Raw genomic sequence first — 22,131 nt, forward strand, 5'->3', positions numbered from 1 at the left:
GACGTGATGGGCTCGCTGCTTGTTCAGCGCGAGTTCGCGGGACTTCGCGCAGACGCCCGCAGTTGAATCGCGGTCAGCGCACCTCGAACTCGATGATCGAATACCCGTACCGCGTGGAGGCGCGCGCGGTGCCCACCACCCTGACGTGGCGGACCGGGGTTCGGGCGATGGCGATCTCTGCGACGCCGTCGGTGCCGTGGCTGGTCTCGTACACCGTCCGCCACGTCGTCCCGTCCAACGACACGTCAACGTGGTACGCCGTCGCGTATGCGCGCTGCCAGAGCAACCGGACCTGGGTCACCTGCCAGACCGCGCCCAGGTCGACGGCGAGCCATTGCGGATCCGACTGGGCCACGCTGCTCCACCGGGTGCTCTGGCTCCCGTCGATGGCGTGGGCGGCGGACGTACCGGCCTGTTCAACGCTGGAGGCGCTGACTGTGCCGCCGGCCGCGAGGTTCCGCCCCGAGCCGTTGACCAGGCCCGGCGGGGCGGCCTTCGTGGTGGGCGCCGGGTGTGGGGGCGCCGCCCGGGTGGGTGCTGCGGTGGCCGCCGACGGTGCCAGCGTCCGGCCGCCCGGCGTCCTGGGCGCGCCGGTGCCGACGGCCGGGATCGACGCCCCGCCGCTGGCGGGGCCAGACGAGTTGAGGAGGGATGGGCCACCGCCAGGGAGGATCGGAGTCGGCCCGGACTGCGGCGAACTCGCGGGCGATGACGGCACCGCCATCGTCTCCTGCTTCAACGACTGGCTCAGCACATAGCCTGTCGTGGTCGCCACCGCCAACACCGCGAACGCGACCACGACGGGCATCGACGGCCACCGCGTCCAGACCCGGTGCACCATTGCGGGCGCGGGCGCCGGGCCTGACGGCGACTCGTCCGGATGCGCGTCACCGCCGCGCAAGCCCCACCCGTCATGGTCGAGACGCACATCGGCGCTCCGTGGTGCCGGAAGGCGGCTCGCCAAGGCCGCGTACTCGGCCGTGGGCTCGTCTGCCGGTTCCTCCGCCGCGGACGCGGCGAGATCGCCCGGCGGCGGGGCTGGCGACGCCGGCCGCGCTGCGGGCGACGCCGACTCCACCGGGGCGACCGGCGGTGGGGATGCTGGCGGACGTCGCGGGACGATGGGTGCCGGTGGTCGGACGGTCGCGGTCCTCGGCGGTACGGCACCGTCGACGACGTACGGTGGCAGCCCGCGCAACCTCAACGGTCGCTGGATGCCGGAGTCGACCCCGCCCGTGGCGCCGGCGGCGGAATCCGATCCGCCGTCATCGTCGCCGATGACGCTCGCCGTCACCGCGATCGCGAACGGCTCCGGCGCCAACTTCACGCGGCGACGGGTCTCGGCCGGCATCCGACCGACGAGCGCGCCCAGCAGCGGCAGTAACTCGTGTCCCGGCGGCTCGCCGGGTACGCCGACGAAGATCCGCAACGTCGACGGGTCCCACGGGATGGCCCGCACGACGTCCGCGCCCGCCTCCGACCGCGGTGGTCGGACCCACAGGCCGGACTGTGTCACCTCGGCCACCCAGTGCTCGTTGAGCCGGAACGAACGCTCGTCGATACGCGGGTAACCGTCGAGACCCCGGACGGGCCCGGTCGGCCGGGCCGGGCCGCTAGGCGGGACGGTAAGGCGGGTCGCCAACGGCTCCCAGCGGCCGGCGTCCGGCCCGGAGAAGGTCCGGCTGACCCCCTGCGCGTCGTCCGTAAGCGCGGGCACGCCGGTAGTGACGAGGACTGGCTTCCCGTCCTCGCGCGCCAGGCTGGTCGCCGCGTCGAGCGTGCTGGCCATCGACCCGTACGGTGCTAACAGCAGCCGCCGGCGCAGCGGAACCGGCAGCGCCCGTACCACCGCACGGATGACCTTCTCGGACACGTCCGGTCGGCCGGGCCGGCCGATCAGCAGGACCGGGCGCTCGACGTCGAGGGGTATGCCGTAGGCGGGGTCGTCCAAGTCCGGTGCAGGCGTGCCGGGCTCCTGCGGGAAGAGCCAAACTCCCGCCGGAATGGGCAGCAGGGACAGCCCGTCCCCTACTCCCTCGGGTACGCGCAGCTCCTCTACCCGCGCCTCCCACTCCGGTCGGGGCGTACGGCGACCGGCTGAGCCGGCAGCGCCGGCCGCGTCGTAGCGCAGCCAACCGTCCACGGCGAACAGTGAGCCGCCGGGCACCAGGAGCACGTCGGTGCGGGGCGCGATGATGGTCGCTGTCAGCTCCCGGGCGAGCCGGAGGGCCGGACCGGCCTCGGGGGCGCCCGCGTCGGCGACAGCGAGCCGGGCCCGGCTGCCGGGCGGCACCGCGATGGGCAGGACCGCCTCCATCACCGGCCACGCGTCGTCGAGCAGGCCGATCACCGTCACGACGTCGGGCTCTGCCGGGACTGCGGCCGCCATCGCCGCGACCACCCCGCCCGGATCGGGGCCTACCACGGCCACCCGGTCTCCGACCCAGTTCAGTGCGGAGCCGATCCCACTCCACTGGCCGGTCCCGGTGAGCCAACCGACCGGCTGGTCCTCGGCTGGCGGCGCGGTCCCCATCACCACGTCACCAGCCCGCAGGCCCAAGCGGGGACCGTCACGGGCGCCCGCCGCATCCGGCGCTCAAGGTCACGCGTCATGATCGAGACAAGGTGGACATCGGTTACCCAGTTCACCGCGTTTCCTCGGCCAGACGGCCGAGATCGAGGAGCGCGGCGAGTGTCACGTCAAGATCGGGCACGCCGCCAGCTTAGAGGCTGGCCGCATCGCCCGCCTCACGACGACCCGCCGCAGCCGATCTCCCCACTCTGCATTGTGCGTCAGGCAGGTGGGGCGCTGATGGCCAGGATGGCGGTGTCGTCGGTCAGCCCGGTGCCGAAGGTGCCGAGCAACTCGGTGACCGCGGCGACGGCCGTGGTGGCGTTGGTGGGCGCGAGGGAGTGGGCGAATCGGGCAAGGGCCGCGGTTCCGTAACGGCCATCGGCAGTCTCGCTGCGGGCGGGACGGGCTTCAGTGAGTCCATCGCTGTAGAGAAGTAAGGTGTCGCCGGGGTTCGCCACGACGGTCGCGTTGGTGTATCGGGAGTTGGGAAAGGCCCCGACGATGCGGCCCTTCGTGGGGTGGTAATGAGCGGAGCCATCGCCCTTCAACAACAGTGGTTCGGGATGCCCGCCGCTGGCGATGATCGCGGTGAACCCGCCGACGGCCGGCGTGGGTGTGAGGATGCCGGACACAACGGTGCAGTAGCGCGCGTCCTGGCGGTACTCCTGCCAGAGCACGGTGTTGAGGTTGTGCAGCGCGGCGGCAGGGTCCGGGTTGTACACGGTCGCGGCCCGCAACGTGTAGCGGGCCAAGGCGGTGACGGCTGCCGCTTCGACGCCTTTGCCGCTGACATCGCCGAGGAAGAAGCCCCAGCGGCCATCCTCGAGGGGAAACAGGTCGTAAAAGTCGCCGCCGACTTCGTCGGTGGAAGCCGCCCGGTAGTACGCGGCGCTTTCCAGCCCGGGCGGGGTTTGCAGCACGGCCGGGAGGAGGCTGCGCTGCAGTTTGTTGACGAGTTGTCGTAGCCGTTCGTCCTCGCGTTCCGCGACCTTGCGGGCATTGAGGAGTTCTCGTTCGTAGGAACGGCGCATCGTGGCGTCGAAGATGGCCGTCCGGATGAGTTGGGGTTGACCTTCACTGCCAGCCTTGACGACGGAAGTGACGAGTACCGGCATGCGAACGCCGTCCTTCGTACGAAGGTCGAGGGCGACACCGCCGATCTCGCCCCGCATGGCCAGCATCGGCGCGAAGTGAGTTTCGTGGTAGATCCGGCCCCCACCGGTGAGCAGGTCGCTGAAACGGCGCTGACCGACGAGTTCCTCACGTCGGTAACCGAGCCAGGCCAGCAGCGTGCCGTTGATCTTCGCGATGGTGCCGTCCAGGAGGGTGGACAGGTGCCCACAGGGCGCATTCTCGTACAGGTCTTCGAGGTCGTCTTCAAGCAACGCAGGGAACCCCGCCTCGCTCGGTCGGGCGCTTCCGTCATCGCTGGGACCCGGGCCGTGCGGATCACGCCCCCCAGTGGCGGTCATCGGTAGGCGGCCCTGACAAACGACGTGATCGCCGCAGCCGTCGCTTCCGGCGCGCTCAACTGTGGGCAGTGCCCCGTCGCATCCAGTGTGACGAGCTGACTACCGGCGATCTGCGCGTGCACGAACGCGCCGACTTCGGGCGGCGCGATGGCGTCCTGAGCGCATTGCAGGATCAGGGTCGGAACGCTCACCGCGGCGAGGTCCGCACGGTTGTCGGACAGGAACGTGGCACGGGCGAACACCTGCGCCATCGCGGGATCCGTCCGGCAGAAACTGGCCGTGAGCTCTTCGCCCAGCTCGGGCCGCTCTGGATTGCCCATGATCAGGGGTGCCATGCTCGACGACCAGCCGAGGTAGTTGCTGTCGAGTGACTCGAGCAGGTCGTCGATGTCGTCGCGAGTGAAACCGCCTCGGTAGTTCTCGTCATCGATGTAACACGGTGACGGGGTGACCAGGACAAGCGCCGAGAAGCGATCCGGTTCGCGGTTCGCCGCGAGGACCCCGATGCTCGAACTGACCGAATGCCCGACGAAGATCGGCTGCTGGAGGTCGAGGTCCTGGCAGATGCTGAGCACGTCATCGGCGTAGCCATCCAGGGAGGCGTACCGGTCAGCGTCCCAGGCCGCCGGATCAGCCTTGCCAGATCCGACGTGATCAAACAACACCACCTGGGCCCACTGACCGATCTCGCTGACCACGTGGCGCCACATGTGCTGATCACAACCGAAGCCGTGCGCGAGCACAACGGTAGGGCCGCCCTCACGACCGGCCAGCGTCACATTGTTGCGGTCCCACACGCGCATTCGCCTATCCTTCACCACCCGCACCTCGGGAACCAAGCGCCTGCTCACCTGGGCGGTCGTCGGGCGGCACGGGCAGCCGGGCGAACCCGATGAGGGGTGTGTCGCCTGCTCTCCGCGGTGCTGCTGGTCGGGTTGGCGGTCAACTCGCTGTTCGGCTGGTGGTGGGCCGACCCCGCCGCCGTGTTGATCATCGCCGCGGTCGCGGTGAAGGAAGGCCGCGAAGCCTGGCGCGGCGACAGCTGCTGCGCCCCCGGCACCGTCCTGCGCTCCCCCACCGCAGGCGGCGACGCCAACGGGTGCGACGACGGGTGCTGCACCACCGACAACCGCTGAGCAGACCGGCGGACGCGGGACGGCTCCTTCGGCCACCGCCGCCTGCCAGTCGGGGAGCCAACACACAGCGGACGGGCTAGCGACATCGGGCCTAGCCGGACTCAGGTGGGTTCGCGTCGGTGCTGGCGGGTTCGGGTCAGTACGCCGAAAAGTATGAGCAGGGCAACGGCCTGGGTAAGCACCACGGCGATGATCAGGCTTGGCACCGAGCGGTCGTAGAGCAGCCCCGCCGCAGCACCGCCGGCCAAGGCTCCGGCACCCTGCACAGCGGCGAAGATGCCGTATGCGGTGGCCCGCCGCTCCCGTGGCACGAGATCGGCGACCATGGCTTTGACTGTGGAGTCCTGCAGCCCGGCAGCAGCGCCCCAGACCACGACCCCGAACACCGCCGCCGACAGGCCGCCACCAAACGCCAGCGGCGGCACGACGGCAATCATGGCGGGTAGCGCCACCAACACCCACGGCCCGGCCTTGTCGTAGAGCACCCCGGTCACCAGTGCGGCGAGCCCACCGGCCGCCATCGCCGTTGCGTACATCAGCGGCACCGCCGCGGTCGCGACCACGCCCGCGCGTACCAGATGGAAACCGATCAGCCCGAAGGTCACCAGACCCGCGGTGCACACCGCCATCGCCGCTGCGAACCAGTGGAACCTGCCCGGCAGCGGTTCCCGACCGGTCTTCGCCTCGGCCCCTGACGTTGCGCTGGCGTCGCGCTCTGCCGCAGAGGTACGGGCCCGTACCCGAAGCGTGATCAGCAGTAGCATCGCTACCACGGCTGGCACGGTCAGCACCGCCAGCCCCGGCCACAGCGCGCCGGTGGTCACCGCTACGACCGCGGCGACCAGCAGCGGACCGGCGAACGCGCCGACCTGGTCGAGGGCTTTATGCACTCCCACACCGCGGCCCATCCCGACCCGGCTCGCGGCATCAGCAAGCAGTGCCGACTTGGCCGGGCTGCGGATGGCCTTACCGAGCCGTTCGGCGAGGATCAGCACCGCGGCCACTGCCAGGCCGGCGCCGCCCAAAACCGGGGTCACCGCAAGCAGCGGTACGCAGACCGCAGTCAACCCGTACCCCACGATCGTCAAGGTCCAGTACCGGCGGGTCCGGTCCGCCATTGGCCCGGACACCAGACGCAGCAGCAGCGCCGCGGCCTCCCCGGCGCCCGTGATCAGGCCGACGACGACAGCCGACGCCCCCAGAGAGGCCAGCAGCGGCCCGTAGATCGAGCGGGCACCCTCGTACACCATGTCCGCGGCCAGGCTCACCACACCGAACCCGACGACCACCCGCCATGCCTGACCAGTGCTCGCCGCCGTCGGGGTTCGACCGGTAGCCGGGGCCACCTGCTCCACGTCGGCAGCATCGTCGACACGATTCGCTCCAGCAGACATGCCGGAGATTATGCTGCCGGGGCGACATCACCAAAGGCCGGCCCTGCCGTGGCCTCGCGGTCAGTCGAGCCGAGCGGCCGGCTTGCCTTGCGGCCGCCCCCCTACGCCGGGCGCCCGGTCTGAGCCACGACCGGTTGGCCATCGGCGTCGGAGTGTTGCGGGTCGATGTGGTCGACGTGATGCAGTGCCTGCGCGAGAAGCTTGCGGACGTGGTCGTTGGCGGCCGAGTAGTACATGAACGTGCCCTGCCGGCGGGCCGTCACGAGCCGTGACATGCGCAGCTTCGCCAGATGCTGACTCACCGCCGTCGGCGAGGTTCCGGCGAGCTCAGCCAGGCAGGCGACGGACGACTCACCCTGCAGCAGCGCCCACAGGATCTTGATCCGTGTCGGGTCGGCGAGCAGCCGGAACGTTTCGGCCGCGAGGTCCACCTGCTCGTCGTCGGGCATATCGAAGTCGGGCAACTGCTCATGCATGGTTGTCACCCTATCTGACCATCCGGCTGAATACGTACTTGCGTACCTTCGTGAATGCGCAGCTATGCTATCGGCCGTGACGATCGACGAACGCACCCGGGCGGCCGCAACGCCGTCGGCGCTGAAGACACGAACGCGAGCTGGTTGGTGGTGGTCCGTTCCGGAGGTCCGCTGGGCTGGCGCAGCGGCAGGCCTGTTCGCCCTTGGCCTGCTCGCGCAGCTGCTCGGCGCACCGGCCTGGGTGTGGTTTGCGCTCTACCTCGCCTGCTACGCCAGCGGCGGTTGGGAACCCGGCTGGGCCGGGCTGCAAGCGCTGCGCGAGCGCCGCCTGGATGTTGATCTGCTGATGGTCGTCGCGGCGGTCGGGGCGGCCTCGATCGGCCAGGTCCTCGACGGGGCGCTGCTCATCGTCATCTTCGCCACCTCCGGCGCATTGGAGGCAATCGCGACCCGCCGCACCGAGGACTCCGTGCGGCGGCTGCTCGACCTCGCCCCTGAGCACGCCAGCCGGCTCACCGCCGACGGCGAGCAGACCGTCGCGACCGCCGATCTGGACGTCGGGGACGTGATCCTGGTCCGGCCCGGTGAACGGATCGGCGCCGACGGCCACGTCCAAGATGGCGTCAGCGAGGTCGACCAGGCCAGCATCACCGGCGAGCCGCTGCCAGCGGACAAACAACCGGGGGACGAGGTGTTCGCCGGCACCGTCAACGGCACCGGCGCCCTGCGCGTCCGGGTCGCCCGACCCGCCGCCGACAGCGTCGTCGCCCGCATCGTCACGCTGGTCGAGCAGGCCAGCGCCACGAAAGCCCGCACCCAGCTGTTCATCGAGAAGATCGAACAGCGCTACTCGATCGCCATGGTCACCGCAACGATCGCCCTGTTCGTCATCCCGCTGCTGTTCGGTGCGGAGTTGCAGGCGACCCTGTTGCGCGCCATGACCTTCATGATCGTGGCGTCACCCTGCGCCGTGGTCCTGGCGACCATGCCACCGCTGCTGTCGGCGATCGCCAACGCCGGCCGCCACGGAGTCCTGGTCAAGTCGGCCGTTGTGATGGAGCAACTCGGTGCCACCACCCGCGTCGCCTTCGACAAGACCGGCACCCTCACCGAAGGCCGACCCCAGCTGAGCACCATCCGGCCCCTGAGCGGCGCAGGCATCGACGAACAGGAGCTCCTCGCTCTGGCAGCCTCCGCCGAAGACCCGTCCGAGCACCCCCTCGCGCGCGCCATCGTCGCCGCCGCACGCGACCGCCACCTGACACTGCGACCCGCCCTCTTGTTCACGTCCGCACCCGGCTTCGGCATCACCGCCGACATCGACGGCCGCACCGTCCAGATCGGCAACCCACACCGCCTGCTCGACATCGAAGCGCTAACCACAGACCGGCAGACCTGGCAGCGCGCACGCGACGCCGTTGCCACACTCGAGCACGACGGCGAAACCGTGGTACTAGTCCTCACCGACAACCGACCCCTCGGAGTTCTCGGCCTCACCGACCGGCTGCGCCCGCAAGCGCGATCCACCGTCGCTGCGCTAACTACCCGTATGGCAGCCCCACCGATGCTGCTGACTGGCGACAACGCCACCGCAGCCGCCCGCATCGCCGCCGAGACCGGCATCAGCGAAGTCCACGCCGAACTGCTGCCGGAGCAGAAGGTCGACCACGTCCGCGCACAGACCACCGCCGGGCACCGGCTGCTGCTGATCGGCGACGGCGTCAACGACGCGCCCGCGCTCGCCGCCGCCCACACCGGCATCGCCATGGGCCGCTCCGGCGCCGACCTGACCGTCGCCACCGCCGACGCCGTCATCGTCCGCGACGACCTGAGCACCATTCCAGCGGTCATCGGCCTCTCCCGGCACGCCCGCCGCCTGGTCACCGCCAACCTGATCATCGCTGCCACGTTCATCGTCGCCCTGGCCGGCTGGGACCTCCTCGGCCATCTCCCGCTGCCGCTCGGCGTCGCCGGCCACGAAGGCTCCACCGTCATCGTCGGACTCAACGGCCTACGCCTACTCCGCAACGCCGCATGGCGCAACGCGCACCCCCACTAACCCGGGTCGTTCCACAGAAGCTTCCACTGATGTCACCGACGTCCTAAGCCGAGCACGCATAGGCGCAATTACCGGCCCGGTCCGCCCACGTCTTCGCACTCGTCGCCGCGGTACGACGGCGGACCCACACACCTACCTGTCACGCCACCGCTCATCCGGCCGGCGTCCGGAAGCGCGCAAACGGCTAGGGCCATTTCGGCAACGACACGCGGCGCGTCCGCCGGATCGAGCCGTCCGGCTGCGACGTCACCTGCCGCCCCGTGCAGGATGTGGTGCAGGACGCTGGACAGCAGGTCGGCGGCGATGTCGGCCCGGAACACGCCTTCGGCCTGACCGCGACGGATCAGGCCATGAACCCGTTGCTCCGGTTTGGCGTGCAGCTCCTGCACCCGGCCCGGCGACAGGGCCGCCTCCGCCGCCTGCAGGAGCGACGACGCCTGGGCGATCAGCAACCATCCTGACTCCATGAGCGCCCGCAGCCCGTCGCGGGGGTCACCACCGAGTTCGACGGTCTCCAACACCTCGTCGCCTTGGGCCAACAGTCGAACCAACGCTGCTTCGATGAGCGCCTCTCTGGATGGGAAGTGTCCATACAGGGTCACCCTGCCGACTCCGGCCTCCTGAGCGATGTCGTTCATGCTCGCCTGCGAGTTGCGCCCGAGGCAGGCGACGGCTGCTTGCACGATCTTCTCGGCGTTCTGCCGTGCGTCCGCCCGGCGGGCCGGCGTGGCAGCGGAGTGGGGCATGCAACGTCCTTAAGTCAAACAGCGTGTGTATGGGTTACAGTACCGGACACAAGTTGAACACAGCTTGTACAACTTAGCTCCGGAGGCGCTCACCGTGTCCGAGTCCACGCCCGCAGCCACCCTTCCGACCCAAGCGACCCGCACCCCGGATCCCCGACGCTGGCGCATCCTCGGGTTGGTGGGCGTCGCGCAGCTCATGCTCATCCTCGACGTCACCGTCGTCGCGATCGCCCTGCCACACATGGGCGCAGACCTTGACCTGCGGCGGGAAACCCTCACCTGGGTGATCAGCGGCTACACCCTCGCGTTCGGTGGACTGCTGCTGCTCGGCGGTCGCGCCGCCGACCTGTTCGGTCCCCGCCGGCTCATCCTGACCGGTCTGCTGCTGTTCGCGGCCGCCTCCTTGACCGCCGGACTGGCTACCTCCGGGCCCATGCTTCTCACCGGCCGAGTGGCCCAGGGACTGGCCGCCGCCATGCTGTCCCCGGCGGCGCTCTCGCTCATCGTCACCATTTTCGACGGCGACGAGCGCAACCGGGCGCTGGGCATCTGGTCCGCGTTGGGCGGCAGCGGCGCCGCACTCGGCGTCCTGCTCGGCGGGCTCCTCACCGCCGGACCGGGCTGGGCGTGGATCTTTATCATCAACGTCCCCGTCGGAGTGGTGCTGCTGTTCACGCTGCGCTCGCACCTACCAGCGCAGCGCGCATCCGCCCCGCACGCCAGGCTCGACGTTGTCGGTGCCGCCCTGGTCACGACCGCGACCGCGACCTTGATCTACGCGTTGATCAGGGCGGGAGAACGCGGCTGGGCCACCTGGAGCACCGCGCTCCTGCTCCTGGTCTCGGCGCTTGTCTACACCGCCTTCGTCGCCCGTCAGCGCCTCGCCGCCAGCCCACTGATGGACGTACGGCTCCTGGCCCGCAGGCCCGTGGCGACCGGCAGCCTGCTGATCCTCGTCGCCACCGCACTCATGATCATGATGTTCTTCCTCGGCACGTTCGCGCTGCAGCAGCACTACGGCTACGGCGCACTGACCACCGGCCTGCTCTTCCTCCCCAGCGCGCTGTCCACCATGCTCGGCGCACAGGTGGCCGGACGCGTCATCGGCCGCACCGGAGCCCGCACCGTGGCGGTGGCCGGGCTGACCGTTGCTGCCGCCGGCCTGGCCGTTCCGGCGATCTGGACCGGAGCCGTCCCCATGGTGGCCGGTATGGCAGTCGCGGCTGCCGGTACGGGATCGCTTTTCGTGGTGTCGGCTGCCACCGCGTTGGGACAGGTCGCGGCCCACGAAGCAGGGCTGGCCTCGGGGATCGTCAGCACGTTCCACGAATTCGGGGCTTCCGTCGGCGCAGCCGTCGTCTCGAGCGTGGCCGCCGTCAGCATCGCCGGCACCGGCACCGGCGGCTTATCGCGTGGCTTCACCACCGCCGCGATCGTCGCCATCGTGACCGCCGTGGCCGCGCTGGCCATCACCCCGAGTCCCCGCTCCCGGTGATCGGCCGATAGGCGGCTCGCCAGCGACAACGACCCGTAGCGCCCCGCTGTATTCGACCGAAACCAGCCCGGTCACCGCGTCGCTCATCCCGCGGTGGCGCACGCCCCTGGTGCTGAGCCCGCAGGGACGAGATCCTGGCCCGAACGGTCAGAACCCACGCTAGGAGCCACGGCATGAGACGGGACAACGACCGTTACGTGGTGCGGCCGGGCCGGCTCTCCGACCACCCCGCGCTTGCTCGCCTCCACGCGTCTGTCCAGCTTCAATCGGTGACCGGTGGGCAACCGCACCCCGGCATCGCCGCCTGGGTCGACGACCTGCTGGACGGTCATCCCTCGGCCGTGCCCGACGACTTCCTGGTCGCCGAGGACACTGTCACCGGCCGCCCGGCCGCCAGCCTGGTCGGGCTGCGGCAGAACTGGAGCCTGGCCGGAGTCCAGCTGCCGGTAGCCCAGGTCGAGCTGGTCGGTACGGCGCCGGAGCACCGCGGCAAGCGGCTCACCGAGCACCTGTTCGCCGCACTGCACCACCGATACGCGCTCGACGGTGTGCCGGTCCAGGTGATCGAGGGAATCCCGTACTTCTACCGGCGGCTCGGCTACGACTACGCCCTGGCCAAGGACGGCGCCTGCTCGATGCCCTCGTTCGCGCTGCCGGGCACCGGCCAGGACCAGTCGGACACCCGTTTCGGCGCCATGACGGTGCGCCCGGCCACCGTCGCCGACGCGGACGCCCTCGCCGACATCGACCGACGCCTTGCCGATGGCAACGCCCTTGTCTGCCGGAGGGATGCGACGGTGTGGCGGTACGAGATCGCCGGGCGCCGTCGGGCGGATATCGCCCGGCGCGTCGTCGCCGTCCTGGTGCACGACGCTGACGTACTCGGATACCTGGCCAGTGGCGCCCGGCTCTCCGCTGCCGGCGAGCTGGTGGTGGTAGCGGCGGCGTGTAAGCCACCGGCCGACTGGCCGCGGGCCGCCGCCGCGATGCACGCACACCTGGGCCACGTCGGCCGGCAGTACGAGGCATCGGCGGGGCACCCGTTCACCGCGGTCCGCCCCATCCTCGACCCGGAGCACCCACTGGCCCGACTCGGCCCGCCCGGTATACCGAGGCGGCCCAGGGGTTGGTACGTCCACACCCGCGACCCGGTCGAGCTGCTCGCCCGGCTGCTGCCGCTGCTGCGTGAGCGCTGGCGCGTCGCGGGCTTGCGGTGGCACGAGCCGGCCTTGACCATCGACACCTACGGCCGAGCCGCCCGGCTGGAGTTCACCGACGGCGAGCTGAGCGCCGTGACGGCCCTGCGGGGCGCTGTCAGCCCCGCGACCGACCCCGGGACCCACGCCGCTATTCCGCCCAGGGGACCTGTTTCACCTGGCCCTCGGGCACCGCACCCTGCCCGACGTGCTGGACGCCTGGCCGGACTGCCTCCAGCGCGACCGGGTCACCGAACAGTTCCTGACGGCGGCGTTTCCCCAAGTGCCCGTGCGGGTTTGGCCCCGCAACTGACCAGCGGTCCAAATCGACGCCGTATCGCGGCGGCGGTGGGGGGACGGGCGGTTACCGCGAACATCAGGGTCTGCCGCCCGCGAATTGTCCCGGCGGGCGATAAAGCACCAAGCAGTGTTCTAGGGCGGCTGAGCGAGTGGGGCGGCCGAGTCGAACGACGTTGCCGGCCTCGGGCCTGGCGCTTGCGGAGCTTGGCCAGGTGACCCTGCGTGCCCGGGCGTCGAGAACGCCCGGGCACACTGCAGCGCTCAGAGGCGGGTGAGGATCCTGTTCATGGTGTCGATCTCGGCCTGCTGGTCGTCGACGTTCTGCTGGGCGAGGGCTTTGGCGTCGGTGTTGGCGCCGTTGCTGATCTCGTTTCTGGCCATGCTGATGGTGCCCCGGTGGTGGGCGATCATCATCGTGAGGAGCTGCCGGTCGAAGTCCACGCCGGTCGCGGCGGCGAGTCCGGTTCGCGCTGCTGGCGGTGTCATGCGCTTCACCTAGCGGGCCGGCGCCGGGTCCTTCGGGGCGAACCCACGATCCAGAGTTGAATCATCCGGGTGGCGTAGCTGCACGCGGCGCAGCAGTTGGGCGTTGAGCGCGACCACGATGGTGGAGGCGGACATCAGCACCGCGGCGACCGCGGGGCTCAGGCTAACTCCGGCCCAGGCCAGAGCACCGGCGGCCACGGGCAGGGCGACGACGTTGTAGCCGGCGGCCCAGGCCAAATTCTGGATCATCTTGCGGTACGAGGCGCGCGAGAGCCGGATGACTCCGGTGACCCCACGCGGGTCGGAGGAGGCGAGCACGACGCCCGCGGATTCGATCGCGACGTCGGTGCCGGCGCCGATGGCGATGCCAACGTCGGCGCGTGCCAGCGCGGGAGCGTCGTTCACGCCGTCACCGACCATCGCTACCCGCAGACCCCGGCGTTGCAGCTCGCCGACCGCCTCGTCCTTGTCGGCGGGCAGCACCTCGGCGAACACCTCGTCCTCACCGGGTCTGAAGCCCAGGTCGGCGGCGACCGCCTCGGCCACCGGCCGCGCGTCACCGGTAATCATCACGATCTTGCGGATGCCCTGCTGACGGAGGTCGGCGATGGCTTGGCGCGCCTCGGGGCGAATCTGGTCCTCGAGGGCGAGGGCGCCGATGACGCGTGCCTGCTCGCCGTCGAGGCGCAGCAGGTGCAGTACCGCCGCTCCCCGCCGCGACCACTCGGCCCGGTGCTCGTCGAGGTCGCCGGGCGCCGTGGCGTCGAGTTCGCGCAGCAGGGCGGGTCCGCCGACGGCGTAACTGACACCGTCGACATCGGCGCGCACCCCGCGCCCGGTCAGTGACCGGAAACCGGTCGCGGTGCGTCGGGCGCCCTGCTGGGCGGCGGCGGTGACGATGGCCCGCGCGAGGGGGTGTTCACTGTCAGCCTCCACCGCCGCCGCTACGGCCAGCACGTCGGTCTCGCTGACGCCGCCGGTGGCGGCGACACCGGCGACGACGTGCTCGCCGCGGGTCAGGGTGCCGGTCTTGTCGAACAGCACCGTGTCGATGGTGCGCATCCGCTCCAGGGCGAGGCGGTCCTTGACCAGGATGCCGCCCGTCGCGGCCACGGCCGTGGACAGGGCGATCACCAGCGGGATGGCCAGGCCCAGCGCGTGCGGGCAGGCGATCACCAGAACCGTGACGGTGCGCACGACGGCCTCGTCGAGGTTGCCGATCAGTGTCCAGATCAGCAGCGTCGCGGCGGCGGTGACGGTGGCGATGTAGAACAGCCAGGCCGCGAACCGGTCAGCGAGGACCTGCGCCCGGCCGCTGGACTGCTGGGCCTGCGCGACGAGGCGTTGGATGCCGGCCAGGGCGGTGTCCTCGCCGACGGCCTCGACGCGCACCCGGATGGCCGCGTCGGTGGCGACCGTGCCCGCCACCACCCGGTCGCCGCGTTCGCGGCCGACCGGCCGAGACTCACCGGTGATCATCGACTCGTCCAGCTCCGCGCGGCCGTCGGTGATGCGCCCGTCGGCCGGCACCCGCCCACCGGGTCGCACTAGGACCACGTCGCCGACGCGCAGGTCGTTGACCCGCACCCGTTCGGGTCGTCCGTCGCCGTCGAGGCGTTCGGCGTCGTCGGGCAGCAGCGCGGCCAGGGCCGACAGGGCGCCGTGGGCCTGACCGATGGCCTTCATCTCCTGCCAGTGCCCGAGCAGCATGATCGTGACCAGAGCCGCCAGCTCCCACCAGAAGTCCAGGTCGAACGCGCCCAGCGCGGTCGCCGCCGAGGCCACGTACGCGACGGTGATGGCCATGGCGATCAGCAGCATCATCCCCGGCGCCCGGGCACGGACCTCCCGCACCGCGCCCTGCAGGAACGGCCACCCGCCGTAGACGAACACCACCGTGCCCAGCACCGGGCCCACCCAGTCGACACCCGCAAAGTCCAGCCGATAGCCGAACCAGTCCATCACCATGCGACTGGTCACCACGATCGGTACCGTCAAGACCAGGCTCAGCCAGAACTTACGGCGGAACATCTCCGGGTCGTGCCCGGCGTGCTTGTCATGCCCGGCATGGCCGTCGTTGGTGCCGGGCCGTACTGGCTGTCTGCCCGGGCCTTCTCGGTGGCTCCGGTGATCACCGTGCCTGTCCACAACCTCACTCGGGGCTTGCGTCCGGTGATGCTCGTCCTCGTGCGACATCCTCATCGCCTCCTCACCATCAAGATACCCCCGGGGGGTATCTCCGTCCAGGCGTGTCGATGTTCCGCACGTCACCCGACGTGACCCAGCACTTTGTCAGCGGCGCAGGATCCGGGACCGCGGTTCGTCGCTTCGCACCCAAAGGAGCAGCGCCGGCATCGCGGCACGCTTGATCGCCGACCAGCAGCGCTGGTGCGGCACGGCACGGCACGGCACGGCATCGCCGCCGGCCTCGCATGGCGTGTGGTGGTCGTCTCGTAGCCGGTCTGCCACAACAGCGATCGAGGGACGACGATCACAGGTCAGCGGGATGCCGGGACAACGCCGCGCTGGCGCACGCCGTAACGGGTAATCCTGCGCGGCCGGTAGACGGCCAGCACCATCAGTGCCAGCAATACCGTGAGCGTTGGGCTTGCATTCGGTACTCAGGTACAGGCTTACCGTCGTCGGTATGAGCGATGACCAGACCTGGGTGCCCGAGTCGTGCACCCTGCCGAGCGGGCAACGGCCGCTGCGGCTGGCCGAATTCGACGACCTGTTCGCCACCGCCCTGCTAACGCAGCAGCGCCTGTCCCCCACCCGACTGCGGTGGCGTCTCGACCCTGCCGCCGAGACAGCCGCCCGGGACCTGACCGGCCGGGAAAGCTCCTGCTGCTTCTTCTTCTCGTTCACCCTCGCCGCCGAAACCGGCACGCTACGCCTCGACGTGCAGGTGCCGACCGCGCACGTCGACGTCCTCGACGCGCTCGCGCGGAGAGCCGACGCCGGAATGACGGCGTGAGCGGGTTGCGCAGCAGCCAGGTCGCCGCCGCGGCCGGGGTGAACCCGCAGACGCTGCGCTACTACGAACGCCGCGGACTGCTCGCCGAACCAGACCGAACCCTGGGCGGGCACCGCCTCTACCCAACCGAAACGGTCACCGTACTGAAAGTGATCAAAGTGGCGCAGCGACTCGGATTCACCCTCGACGAGATCGCCGACCTGCTCGACGCGGGTCAGCACCGCCACGGTCGCCACCCCGACGCCGGCCTGCAGGTCCGCGCCCAAGCAAAGCTCGCCGAGGTCGAGGCGAAGATCGTTGATTTGCAGGTCATCGCCGGCACACTGCGCGCCGCAGTGGACACCGGCTGCGACGACCTCGTCGAGTGCGCCGGCCAACCGTGCTGCCCCATCCCCTTCGCCACCATCGCTCCAGGAGCCCACGATGCCGACCCTCGTTGACCGCGCCCGCCGCATGCCGCCGACCAGCCCGACCCATGGGACGTCATCGGCGCCGGCATCTGCCAGATCGGCGTCGCCTTGATCATGTACGCGCCCCGGTCCGCCGGCTGTCAGTGGCCCGCCCGCGACATGGTCGGTTGGAGGCAGCCGCGGGCCACCAGTTCGACGGTGAGGACGACGGCGACGGCCTCCACGGCGAGGAGTCCGACGAGGACGACCAACTGCGTCACTCCGGCGGCGAGGGGGCTCGCTCCGCCGAGCAGCACGCCGACGAACGCGCCGGGCAGGGTCACCAGGCCTACCGTCCGGGTCTGGTCGAGCGCCGGGATCAACGCCTGTCCCGCCGCCGGACGGCACACCAGCAGCACAGCGTCTCGGGGCAGCAGGCCCAGGGCCAGGGCGGCCTCCACCTCACCGCGCCGGCTGGTCAACTCGTCGACTGCGCGACGGCCCGCCAGCGAGGTCGCGGTCATCGCTCCGCCGATGAGGATCCCCGCGACCGGGATGATCGCGATGCCACGCGGCGGCACCAGGCCCGCCATCAGCAGCCCCGCCACCACCAGCATGCTGCCTCCGACGATCGGAGCACCTGCCCACCACCCCCGGCCGCCGCCCGTGATGCGTCGGCCGGACGTGACCGTCGCCACCGCACACATCAGAACGACAAACGCAGCCGTGGCCCACAGCGACACCACGATGACCGCGATCAGCATCGACACGGCACCCAGTTGGATCGCGGCACGGATGGCGGCGCCGATGACCTGCCGACCGTGGCCCAGTTTTCCGAGGGTCACGACGGCCGCCGCCACGAGGGTCAGGACGACCAGCGCAACACCGAGCTTCGGACCCACCACGAGCATCGTCGACGGCATGGCATCAGTTTCCGCCAGGCACGGCCAGGGGGTACGGGCCGCCGGTCCCGGCGTCTTGACGGGAAGTCAGCGGCCTGTTGGTCAGCCTCATTGAGCCGGGCCAATCAGCTGGAGAGGGTCGCAGACCGCCTCGCCGGACCAGACCTCCCGCCGCCTCTCTCGATTATCCGCTCCGTGCGGTCTCCGGACCGGTGTCACGGGCTCCCCGGACCGCGATGAGCACCACTCCGGCGATGAACACCAAGGCGGCGCAGAGGGCGGCACCTAGGTCGTGCGGGGGTCGAGCAGGCCACAGCCACGGCGTGGTCAGCGCCGGCCCGTGCCACTGCGTGTACAGCGCGTAGAGGGCGATCATGAGGTAGCTGGTAGGGCCGGCCCATGCCTGCGCGCCGCCGAGCAGGGCAGCACACAGCAAGCCGATGCCGACCAGCCCGACCAGGTTGCGCAGCACCTCTACCGTGCCGCCCGCCAGGTGTGCACCGGCTCCAGCGGCGGCCAGGGCACTGACTGCGGCGACGGTCAGCGCCAGCGTGGTGGCCAGCCGCAGAAACGGCAACCAGCGTCCGGTAACGCGTTCCGGCTCGCCGAGCAGACTGGTGGCGGTGACGGCGATGGCTACGGCGCACCCGGTCTCGAAGATCAGCGGCAACTGCAGCGCCCCGTATGCCTCCCACTGCCATTGCAGCGCGACCCGCAGGCCGATGGCGCAGGCCGCCACCGCCGCCAGGGCCGCGGGGACGTGGCGGCTGGCCATGTGCAGGCGAGCCAGCCGCAGCGCGGCCCGCATCGCCCCGCCCGGTGCTACCGCGGGCGGGCGATGACGGATTGCGCCCCCCGTCATGGCAGCTGCTCCAGGGTGAGCTGGCCCGCTCGCAGCGCCGCCATGTGCTCCATGAGCCACGCGTGCCGAGCAGCGGCCGGCGCAGCGGCCAGCCGCTGTGCCGCGGCGGCGGCGGGACTACCGGGCGCGAGGGTGGAGGTGCCGAGGATGGCCTCCGTGACCGCCTGCTGCGCGGGACTCGCGTTGCGGCCGCCGCCGACGACGCTGTTCACGATGCTGTGGGTGGCGTCCACGCGTAGCTCGGCAACAAGTTCGTTGGCGGCCGTCCGCTGGGGCAGGAGCAGGTGGAACACCGGTGGTGTGCCGCTCGTAGGAGGGCCAGCTCGACTGATGCTGACGCGATTGTCGGGCCCCTGTTCATATTTCGCGGCGGCCTGGCTGATCCGCACCGGCGCGCCGGGCAGGCCCGCCAGCTCGGTGAGCACCGGTTCGAGGGCTTCCGTCACGGCGGGCAGGTAGCCGGCATGGGCGGGGTGCAGACAGACCGGGATCGAGGTGTGGCTGCAGACCGGCGTGTATCGCACCGGACGGTCGTTGCCCTCGTCGTGCAGTAGCGGGATGGCGATCATGCCGTGGGCGTCGAGGCGGCCGGTGCCGGCCAACGCGACCGCGGTTACGCCCGTCAGCAGCCCGGCGGCGGTGACGACCGCCGCGCACCGACGTAGCCACCGTCCACCGGCGTCGGCGGGCAGGCCAAGAACGCCCAACAGCGCCGCGGTCAGGCCGGCGAGGAACAGCACCTGCGCGATGGGAAGGTCGGGCAGATAGCGGTAGAAGGTCGCCACACCCGGGTCAGGCCCGATCTCCCAGGGGCCGGCCACCAACGGTGAGATCTGCCAGTACGAGTCGTCACCGTGAATGAACTGAAGACTGATCTGCAGCGCCAGGAACACGCCGATCGCGACCAGAGGGGCGGTGAACCGGCTGGGGCGGAGCACCCCTGCTGCGAACCCGAGCGCGGCGAACGCCGGCATGCTCACGACACCCACCACGGCCGGCCACCACAACGGCCCGCCCCAGGCGCCCTGCCACGCGGTCACCCCGTACAGGACACTCACGCATCCCAGGTAGGCGATGATCGCCCAGCAGGTGGTCGCGGCCCAGGTGGCGAGCTGGCGCGCCCACCGCGGCCGGGCCGTACCGATCAGCAGGTCGGCCATGCCGTGACGGCGCTCCCGCCAGCCCAGCCACGCGGCGGCGCCGACCACGGTCGGCGCGAAGACCGCCAGGGCGGTCGTCTGCATGGCCATGGCCCGGACGTTCCACAACGTCGGGGCGCCCATGCTCGGCCGGTAGGTGATGAACCAGAACAGCGCGGCGGCCAGCGGCAGCATCCACAGCATCACGCTGCGGCGCATCTCCAGCCGCAGCAGCCCACCCGTCACGGTGAGCGCCAGGCGCGAACGGCGCGCCGTGTCGTCCAGCGCAGGCATTACCGAAGCGGCGGTCACGAGCGCGCCTGCGCTAGCACCGCGCTGTATCCGCGTTCCAGAGGAGCATCGCCGGCCGCGGCGGTTCCCTCGGCGCGCGCGGTCAACTCCTCCGGCGTGCCCTGGAAGACGATCTTTCCCCGGTCCATCAGGGCGACCTGGCTGCAGGCGGCACCGACATCCTCGACGAGGTGCGTGCTGACCATGACGGTGGCGCGCTGCCCCAGGTCGCGCAGCAAAGCCCGGAACGCCACCCGCTGCTCGGGATCCAGGCCGGCGGTCGGCTCGTCCAGCAGGAGTAGTTCGGGATCGTTCACGATGGCCTGCGCGATCCCCACCCGGCGCAGCATCCCACCGGAGAGCGTGCGTAGTTTCGCCGTCGCCTTGTCGCCCAGGCCCACGCGCTCGACCGCTGCAGCGACCGCGTGGTGCACGCGCGCCGGCGGCAGCTCCTTGAGCAGTGCGAAATACTCGACGAACTCCACGACGGTGAACCTCGGGTAGTAGCCGAGCTGCTGCGGCACGTAGCCGAGCCGGCGCCGAATCTGCCGGCGCTGCCCGTACTGGCCGGGGTCACGGCCGAGCAACCGAATCCGACCCGAGGTCGGTGCGATCACCGTGGCCATCATCCGTAACAGCGATGTCTTTCCCGCCCCGTTTGGTCCCAACAGACCGAACACACCAGGGCCGGTCCGCATCGTCACCCCGGCCACGGCCTCCATGCGGCCGAAGCGCCGGGTGAGATCGCTGATCTCGACGTTCATGACGTTCCTCTCGGTATCCGGGTCGAGTAGACGACGATTGCCGCGCAGCAGGAGGCGAACGCCAGGTAGGCAGGCCACAGCCTGGTGTCGGTGACCGCGGCGGTGAGTCGACCGGCGGCCACCTGCCCGGACAGGACGGTGATCGTCCAGCCGAGCAGCCCTGCAGCCACGCCCACGTTCGCCGACCGGGCGACGGTCGCGGCGGCCAGGGCCAGCGCGCACACCGCGGTCATCGGGACCAGCCAGCCGAGCGTGACCGCCGTGGCGGATCCCGAGGCGGCCGAGGCAGCCAGCCCGAGCGCCGCGTTCACACCGAACACCGCCAGCGCCCGGACCAGCAGCACCATGCGATCGCTGACCGCCATGCTGCACGACAGCTCCCACGTGTGGTCGGTCCCCGGGCCGTACGCGAAAGCGATGCCCACGGCGGCGACCGCGGGCGCGAGGAGGGCCACGTACGGCGTTCCGGTGCTCAGCGTGGCGAGCAGTCCGGCGAGCAGCACCACCGCGGTGGCGGTGATCCACCCGAGCAGCAGCGACGGCGTCGTCACCAACGCCCGGGCCAGGCCCGGCGAGCGCAGCAGGTGCCCCGCCAGCCGCTCCATCGCCCCGGGGTGGCGACGCCACACCTGCGCGGCCACCCCGACCCAGACCCGACCAAGATCGACGTCGGCTGGCCCGGGGCTCCGTTCCTGGGGCTCCTGGACCTGACGCCTCCCATCACCGCTGGTCATTGCCCACCTCCATCGCGCACCGGCTCGTGGCGCCGCAAGGCAGCGCGCATCAACCGGCGAATCTGGTACGCGCGGCTCTTCACCGTCCCCGCAGGAACACCCATCAGCTCCGCCACCTCGGCCACGGACTTGTCCTCGACGTACATCAGCCGCCAGGTTTCGCGTTGCAGGCTGCCCTCCGGCCCCAACACCTTCACCGCGTCGGCAAGCTCGGCCCTGGACAGCGCCGCGTCAGCAGGGTCTGCGACGCGTCGGTCATCGGTGTCGGTCAGGGCAGAGAGCAGGAGTGCGGGTTGCCCGCGTCGACGCAGCCACAGCGCAGCCTGGCGGCGGGCTATCCCCCACAGCCAACCGCCGGCACCCTCCCGTCGGTACGCCGCGGCTCCCCGCCAGGCGGCCAGAAAGGTCTCCTGCAGGACGTCCTCCACGTCGGGCGGCGGCAGCACCGCGCGCAGCCGAACAGCCAGCCACGGGGCGTGCTGCGAGAACAGTTCCCGCAGCGCGCTCTCGTCACCGCCAGCCATCGCAGCGATCAGATCATCGTTGTCCATCGCCACTACTGTTGCGCTCCAGCGCGGATCGGTTCACCGATCATCAGCAACTTTTCTGTAAGAGGTCCTAACGAAATGACGTTGGGCGTGCCCTCGGGACGTGAGGACCGTTCTGCCTGGATGTGAGGAGGGGTGAGCAGCCGCCGTGGCTCGTCTCGGACGAACTCTGGGGTCATCGCCCGCCGCG

18 protein-coding genes and 2 pseudogenes are annotated in these 22,131 nt (G+C 70.8%); 6 read left to right on the forward strand and 14 right to left on the reverse strand.

Annotated features, from left to right (window positions below; translation table 11 throughout):
- Nucleotides 1-73: 73 nt before the first annotated feature.
- The 3 genes from JOD64_RS03535 to JOD64_RS03545 form a co-directional block, all read right to left on the reverse strand.
- Complete coding sequence (locus JOD64_RS03535; protein ID WP_204940887.1) at nucleotides 74-2,560, reverse strand: discoidin domain-containing protein; 2,487 nt, start codon at nucleotides 2,558-2,560, stop codon at nucleotides 74-76.
- 233 nt (nucleotides 2,561-2,793) lie between these two features.
- Nucleotides 2,794-3,960, reverse strand: coding sequence for a PP2C family protein-serine/threonine phosphatase (locus tag JOD64_RS03540; protein ID WP_239559377.1), 1,167 nt, complete (start codon nucleotides 3,958-3,960; stop codon nucleotides 2,794-2,796).
- 83 nt (nucleotides 3,961-4,043) lie between these two features.
- A complete protein-coding gene (locus tag JOD64_RS03545; RefSeq protein ID WP_204940889.1) occupies nucleotides 4,044-4,850 on the reverse strand; it encodes an alpha/beta fold hydrolase in 807 nt (268 codons plus the stop codon).
- A gap of 96 nt (nucleotides 4,851-4,946) precedes the next feature.
- Here JOD64_RS03545 and JOD64_RS03550 point away from each other — a divergent pair.
- A pseudogene (locus JOD64_RS03550) lies at nucleotides 4,947-5,183 on the forward strand (cation transporter); the annotation flags it as partial.
- A gap of 101 nt (nucleotides 5,184-5,284) precedes the next feature.
- Here the strand turns inward: JOD64_RS03550 and JOD64_RS03555 are convergent.
- Nucleotides 5,285-6,577: an MFS transporter gene (locus JOD64_RS03555; protein WP_239559379.1), complete on the reverse strand. Its 1,293-nt coding sequence runs from the start codon at nucleotides 6,575-6,577 to the stop codon at nucleotides 5,285-5,287.
- Nucleotides 6,578-6,678: 101 nt separating this feature from the next.
- Nucleotides 6,679-7,053, reverse strand: coding sequence for an ArsR/SmtB family transcription factor (locus tag JOD64_RS03560; protein ID WP_204940890.1), 375 nt, complete (start codon nucleotides 7,051-7,053; stop codon nucleotides 6,679-6,681).
- 76 nt (nucleotides 7,054-7,129) lie between these two features.
- Between JOD64_RS03560 and JOD64_RS03565 the strand changes: the two genes are divergently transcribed.
- A complete protein-coding gene (locus JOD64_RS03565) occupies nucleotides 7,130-9,112 on the forward strand; it encodes a heavy metal translocating P-type ATPase (RefSeq protein ID WP_307813209.1) in 1,983 nt (660 codons plus the stop codon).
- A gap of 68 nt (nucleotides 9,113-9,180) precedes the next feature.
- Here the strand turns inward: JOD64_RS03565 and JOD64_RS03570 are convergent, their stop codons facing one another.
- Nucleotides 9,181-9,858, reverse strand: a complete 678-nt coding sequence (locus JOD64_RS03570) for a TetR/AcrR family transcriptional regulator (protein WP_204940892.1) — start codon at nucleotides 9,856-9,858, stop codon at nucleotides 9,181-9,183.
- Between the two features lie 94 nt (nucleotides 9,859-9,952).
- Here JOD64_RS03570 and JOD64_RS03575 point away from each other — a divergent pair, with 94 nt between their 5' ends.
- Nucleotides 9,953-11,353: an MFS transporter gene (locus tag JOD64_RS03575; RefSeq protein ID WP_204940893.1), complete on the forward strand. Its 1,401-nt coding sequence runs from the start codon at nucleotides 9,953-9,955 to the stop codon at nucleotides 11,351-11,353.
- 173 nt (nucleotides 11,354-11,526) lie between these two features.
- Nucleotides 11,527-12,862: pseudogene (locus JOD64_RS03580) on the forward strand (GNAT family N-acetyltransferase).
- 248 nt (nucleotides 12,863-13,110) lie between these two features.
- Here the strand turns inward: JOD64_RS03580 and JOD64_RS03585 are convergent.
- Nucleotides 13,111-13,335: a DUF305 domain-containing protein gene (locus tag JOD64_RS03585; protein ID WP_204940894.1), complete on the reverse strand. Its 225-nt coding sequence runs from the start codon at nucleotides 13,333-13,335 to the stop codon at nucleotides 13,111-13,113.
- 9 nt (nucleotides 13,336-13,344) lie between these two features.
- Nucleotides 13,345-15,531 carry a heavy metal translocating P-type ATPase gene (locus JOD64_RS03590; protein WP_204940895.1) on the reverse strand — a complete coding sequence of 729 codons (2,187 nt, stop codon included), beginning with the start codon at nucleotides 15,529-15,531 and terminating at the stop codon, nucleotides 13,345-13,347.
- A 451-nt stretch (nucleotides 15,532-15,982) separates the two neighbouring features.
- On the opposite strand from JOD64_RS03590, the gene JOD64_RS03595 reads away from it, so the two are divergent.
- Together JOD64_RS03595 and JOD64_RS03600 are read left to right on the forward strand one after the other, a co-directional pair.
- A complete protein-coding gene (locus JOD64_RS03595) occupies nucleotides 15,983-16,312 on the forward strand; it encodes a hypothetical protein (protein WP_204940896.1) in 330 nt (109 codons plus the stop codon).
- Nucleotides 16,309-16,752 (forward strand): MerR family transcriptional regulator, encoded by a 444-nt coding sequence (locus JOD64_RS03600; RefSeq protein WP_204940897.1) that lies wholly within the window; start codon nucleotides 16,309-16,311, stop codon nucleotides 16,750-16,752. The genes JOD64_RS03595 and JOD64_RS03600 overlap by 4 nt, the downstream gene beginning before the upstream one ends.
- A gap of 110 nt (nucleotides 16,753-16,862) precedes the next feature.
- Here JOD64_RS03600 and JOD64_RS03605 read toward each other — a convergent pair whose 3' ends face one another.
- The 6 genes from JOD64_RS03605 to JOD64_RS03630 all read right to left on the reverse strand — a co-directional run bounded on the left by JOD64_RS03605 (nucleotide 16,863) and on the right by JOD64_RS03630 (nucleotide 21,944).
- The gene (locus JOD64_RS03605) at nucleotides 16,863-17,624 is read right to left on the reverse strand and encodes an ABC transporter permease (RefSeq protein ID WP_239559381.1); all 762 of its coding nucleotides are present in this window, start codon (nucleotides 17,622-17,624) and stop codon (nucleotides 16,863-16,865) included.
- A 163-nt stretch (nucleotides 17,625-17,787) separates the two neighbouring features.
- Entirely contained in the window at nucleotides 17,788-18,465 is a 678-nt protein-coding gene (locus tag JOD64_RS03610) for a hypothetical protein (protein ID WP_204940898.1), read from the reverse strand.
- Complete coding sequence (locus JOD64_RS03615) at nucleotides 18,462-19,898, reverse strand: hypothetical protein (protein ID WP_204940899.1); 1,437 nt, start codon at nucleotides 19,896-19,898, stop codon at nucleotides 18,462-18,464. The genes JOD64_RS03610 and JOD64_RS03615 overlap by 4 nt, the downstream gene beginning before the upstream one ends.
- A gap of 14 nt (nucleotides 19,899-19,912) precedes the next feature.
- Nucleotides 19,913-20,659, reverse strand: a complete 747-nt coding sequence (locus JOD64_RS03620; RefSeq protein ID WP_204940900.1) for an ATP-binding cassette domain-containing protein — start codon at nucleotides 20,657-20,659, stop codon at nucleotides 19,913-19,915.
- Nucleotides 20,656-21,393 (reverse strand): hypothetical protein, encoded by a 738-nt coding sequence (locus JOD64_RS03625; RefSeq protein ID WP_204940901.1) that lies wholly within the window; start codon nucleotides 21,391-21,393, stop codon nucleotides 20,656-20,658. Before JOD64_RS03625 ends, JOD64_RS03620 begins: the two co-directional genes overlap by 4 nt.
- Entirely contained in the window at nucleotides 21,390-21,944 is a 555-nt protein-coding gene (locus JOD64_RS03630) for an RNA polymerase sigma factor (RefSeq protein ID WP_204940902.1), read from the reverse strand. Before JOD64_RS03630 ends, JOD64_RS03625 begins: the two co-directional genes overlap by 4 nt.
- Nucleotides 21,945-22,131 lie beyond the last annotated feature (187 nt).

The organism is Micromonospora luteifusca, from assembly GCF_016907275.1.
Classification (GTDB): Bacteria; Actinomycetota; Actinomycetes; order Mycobacteriales; family Micromonosporaceae; genus Micromonospora; species Micromonospora luteifusca.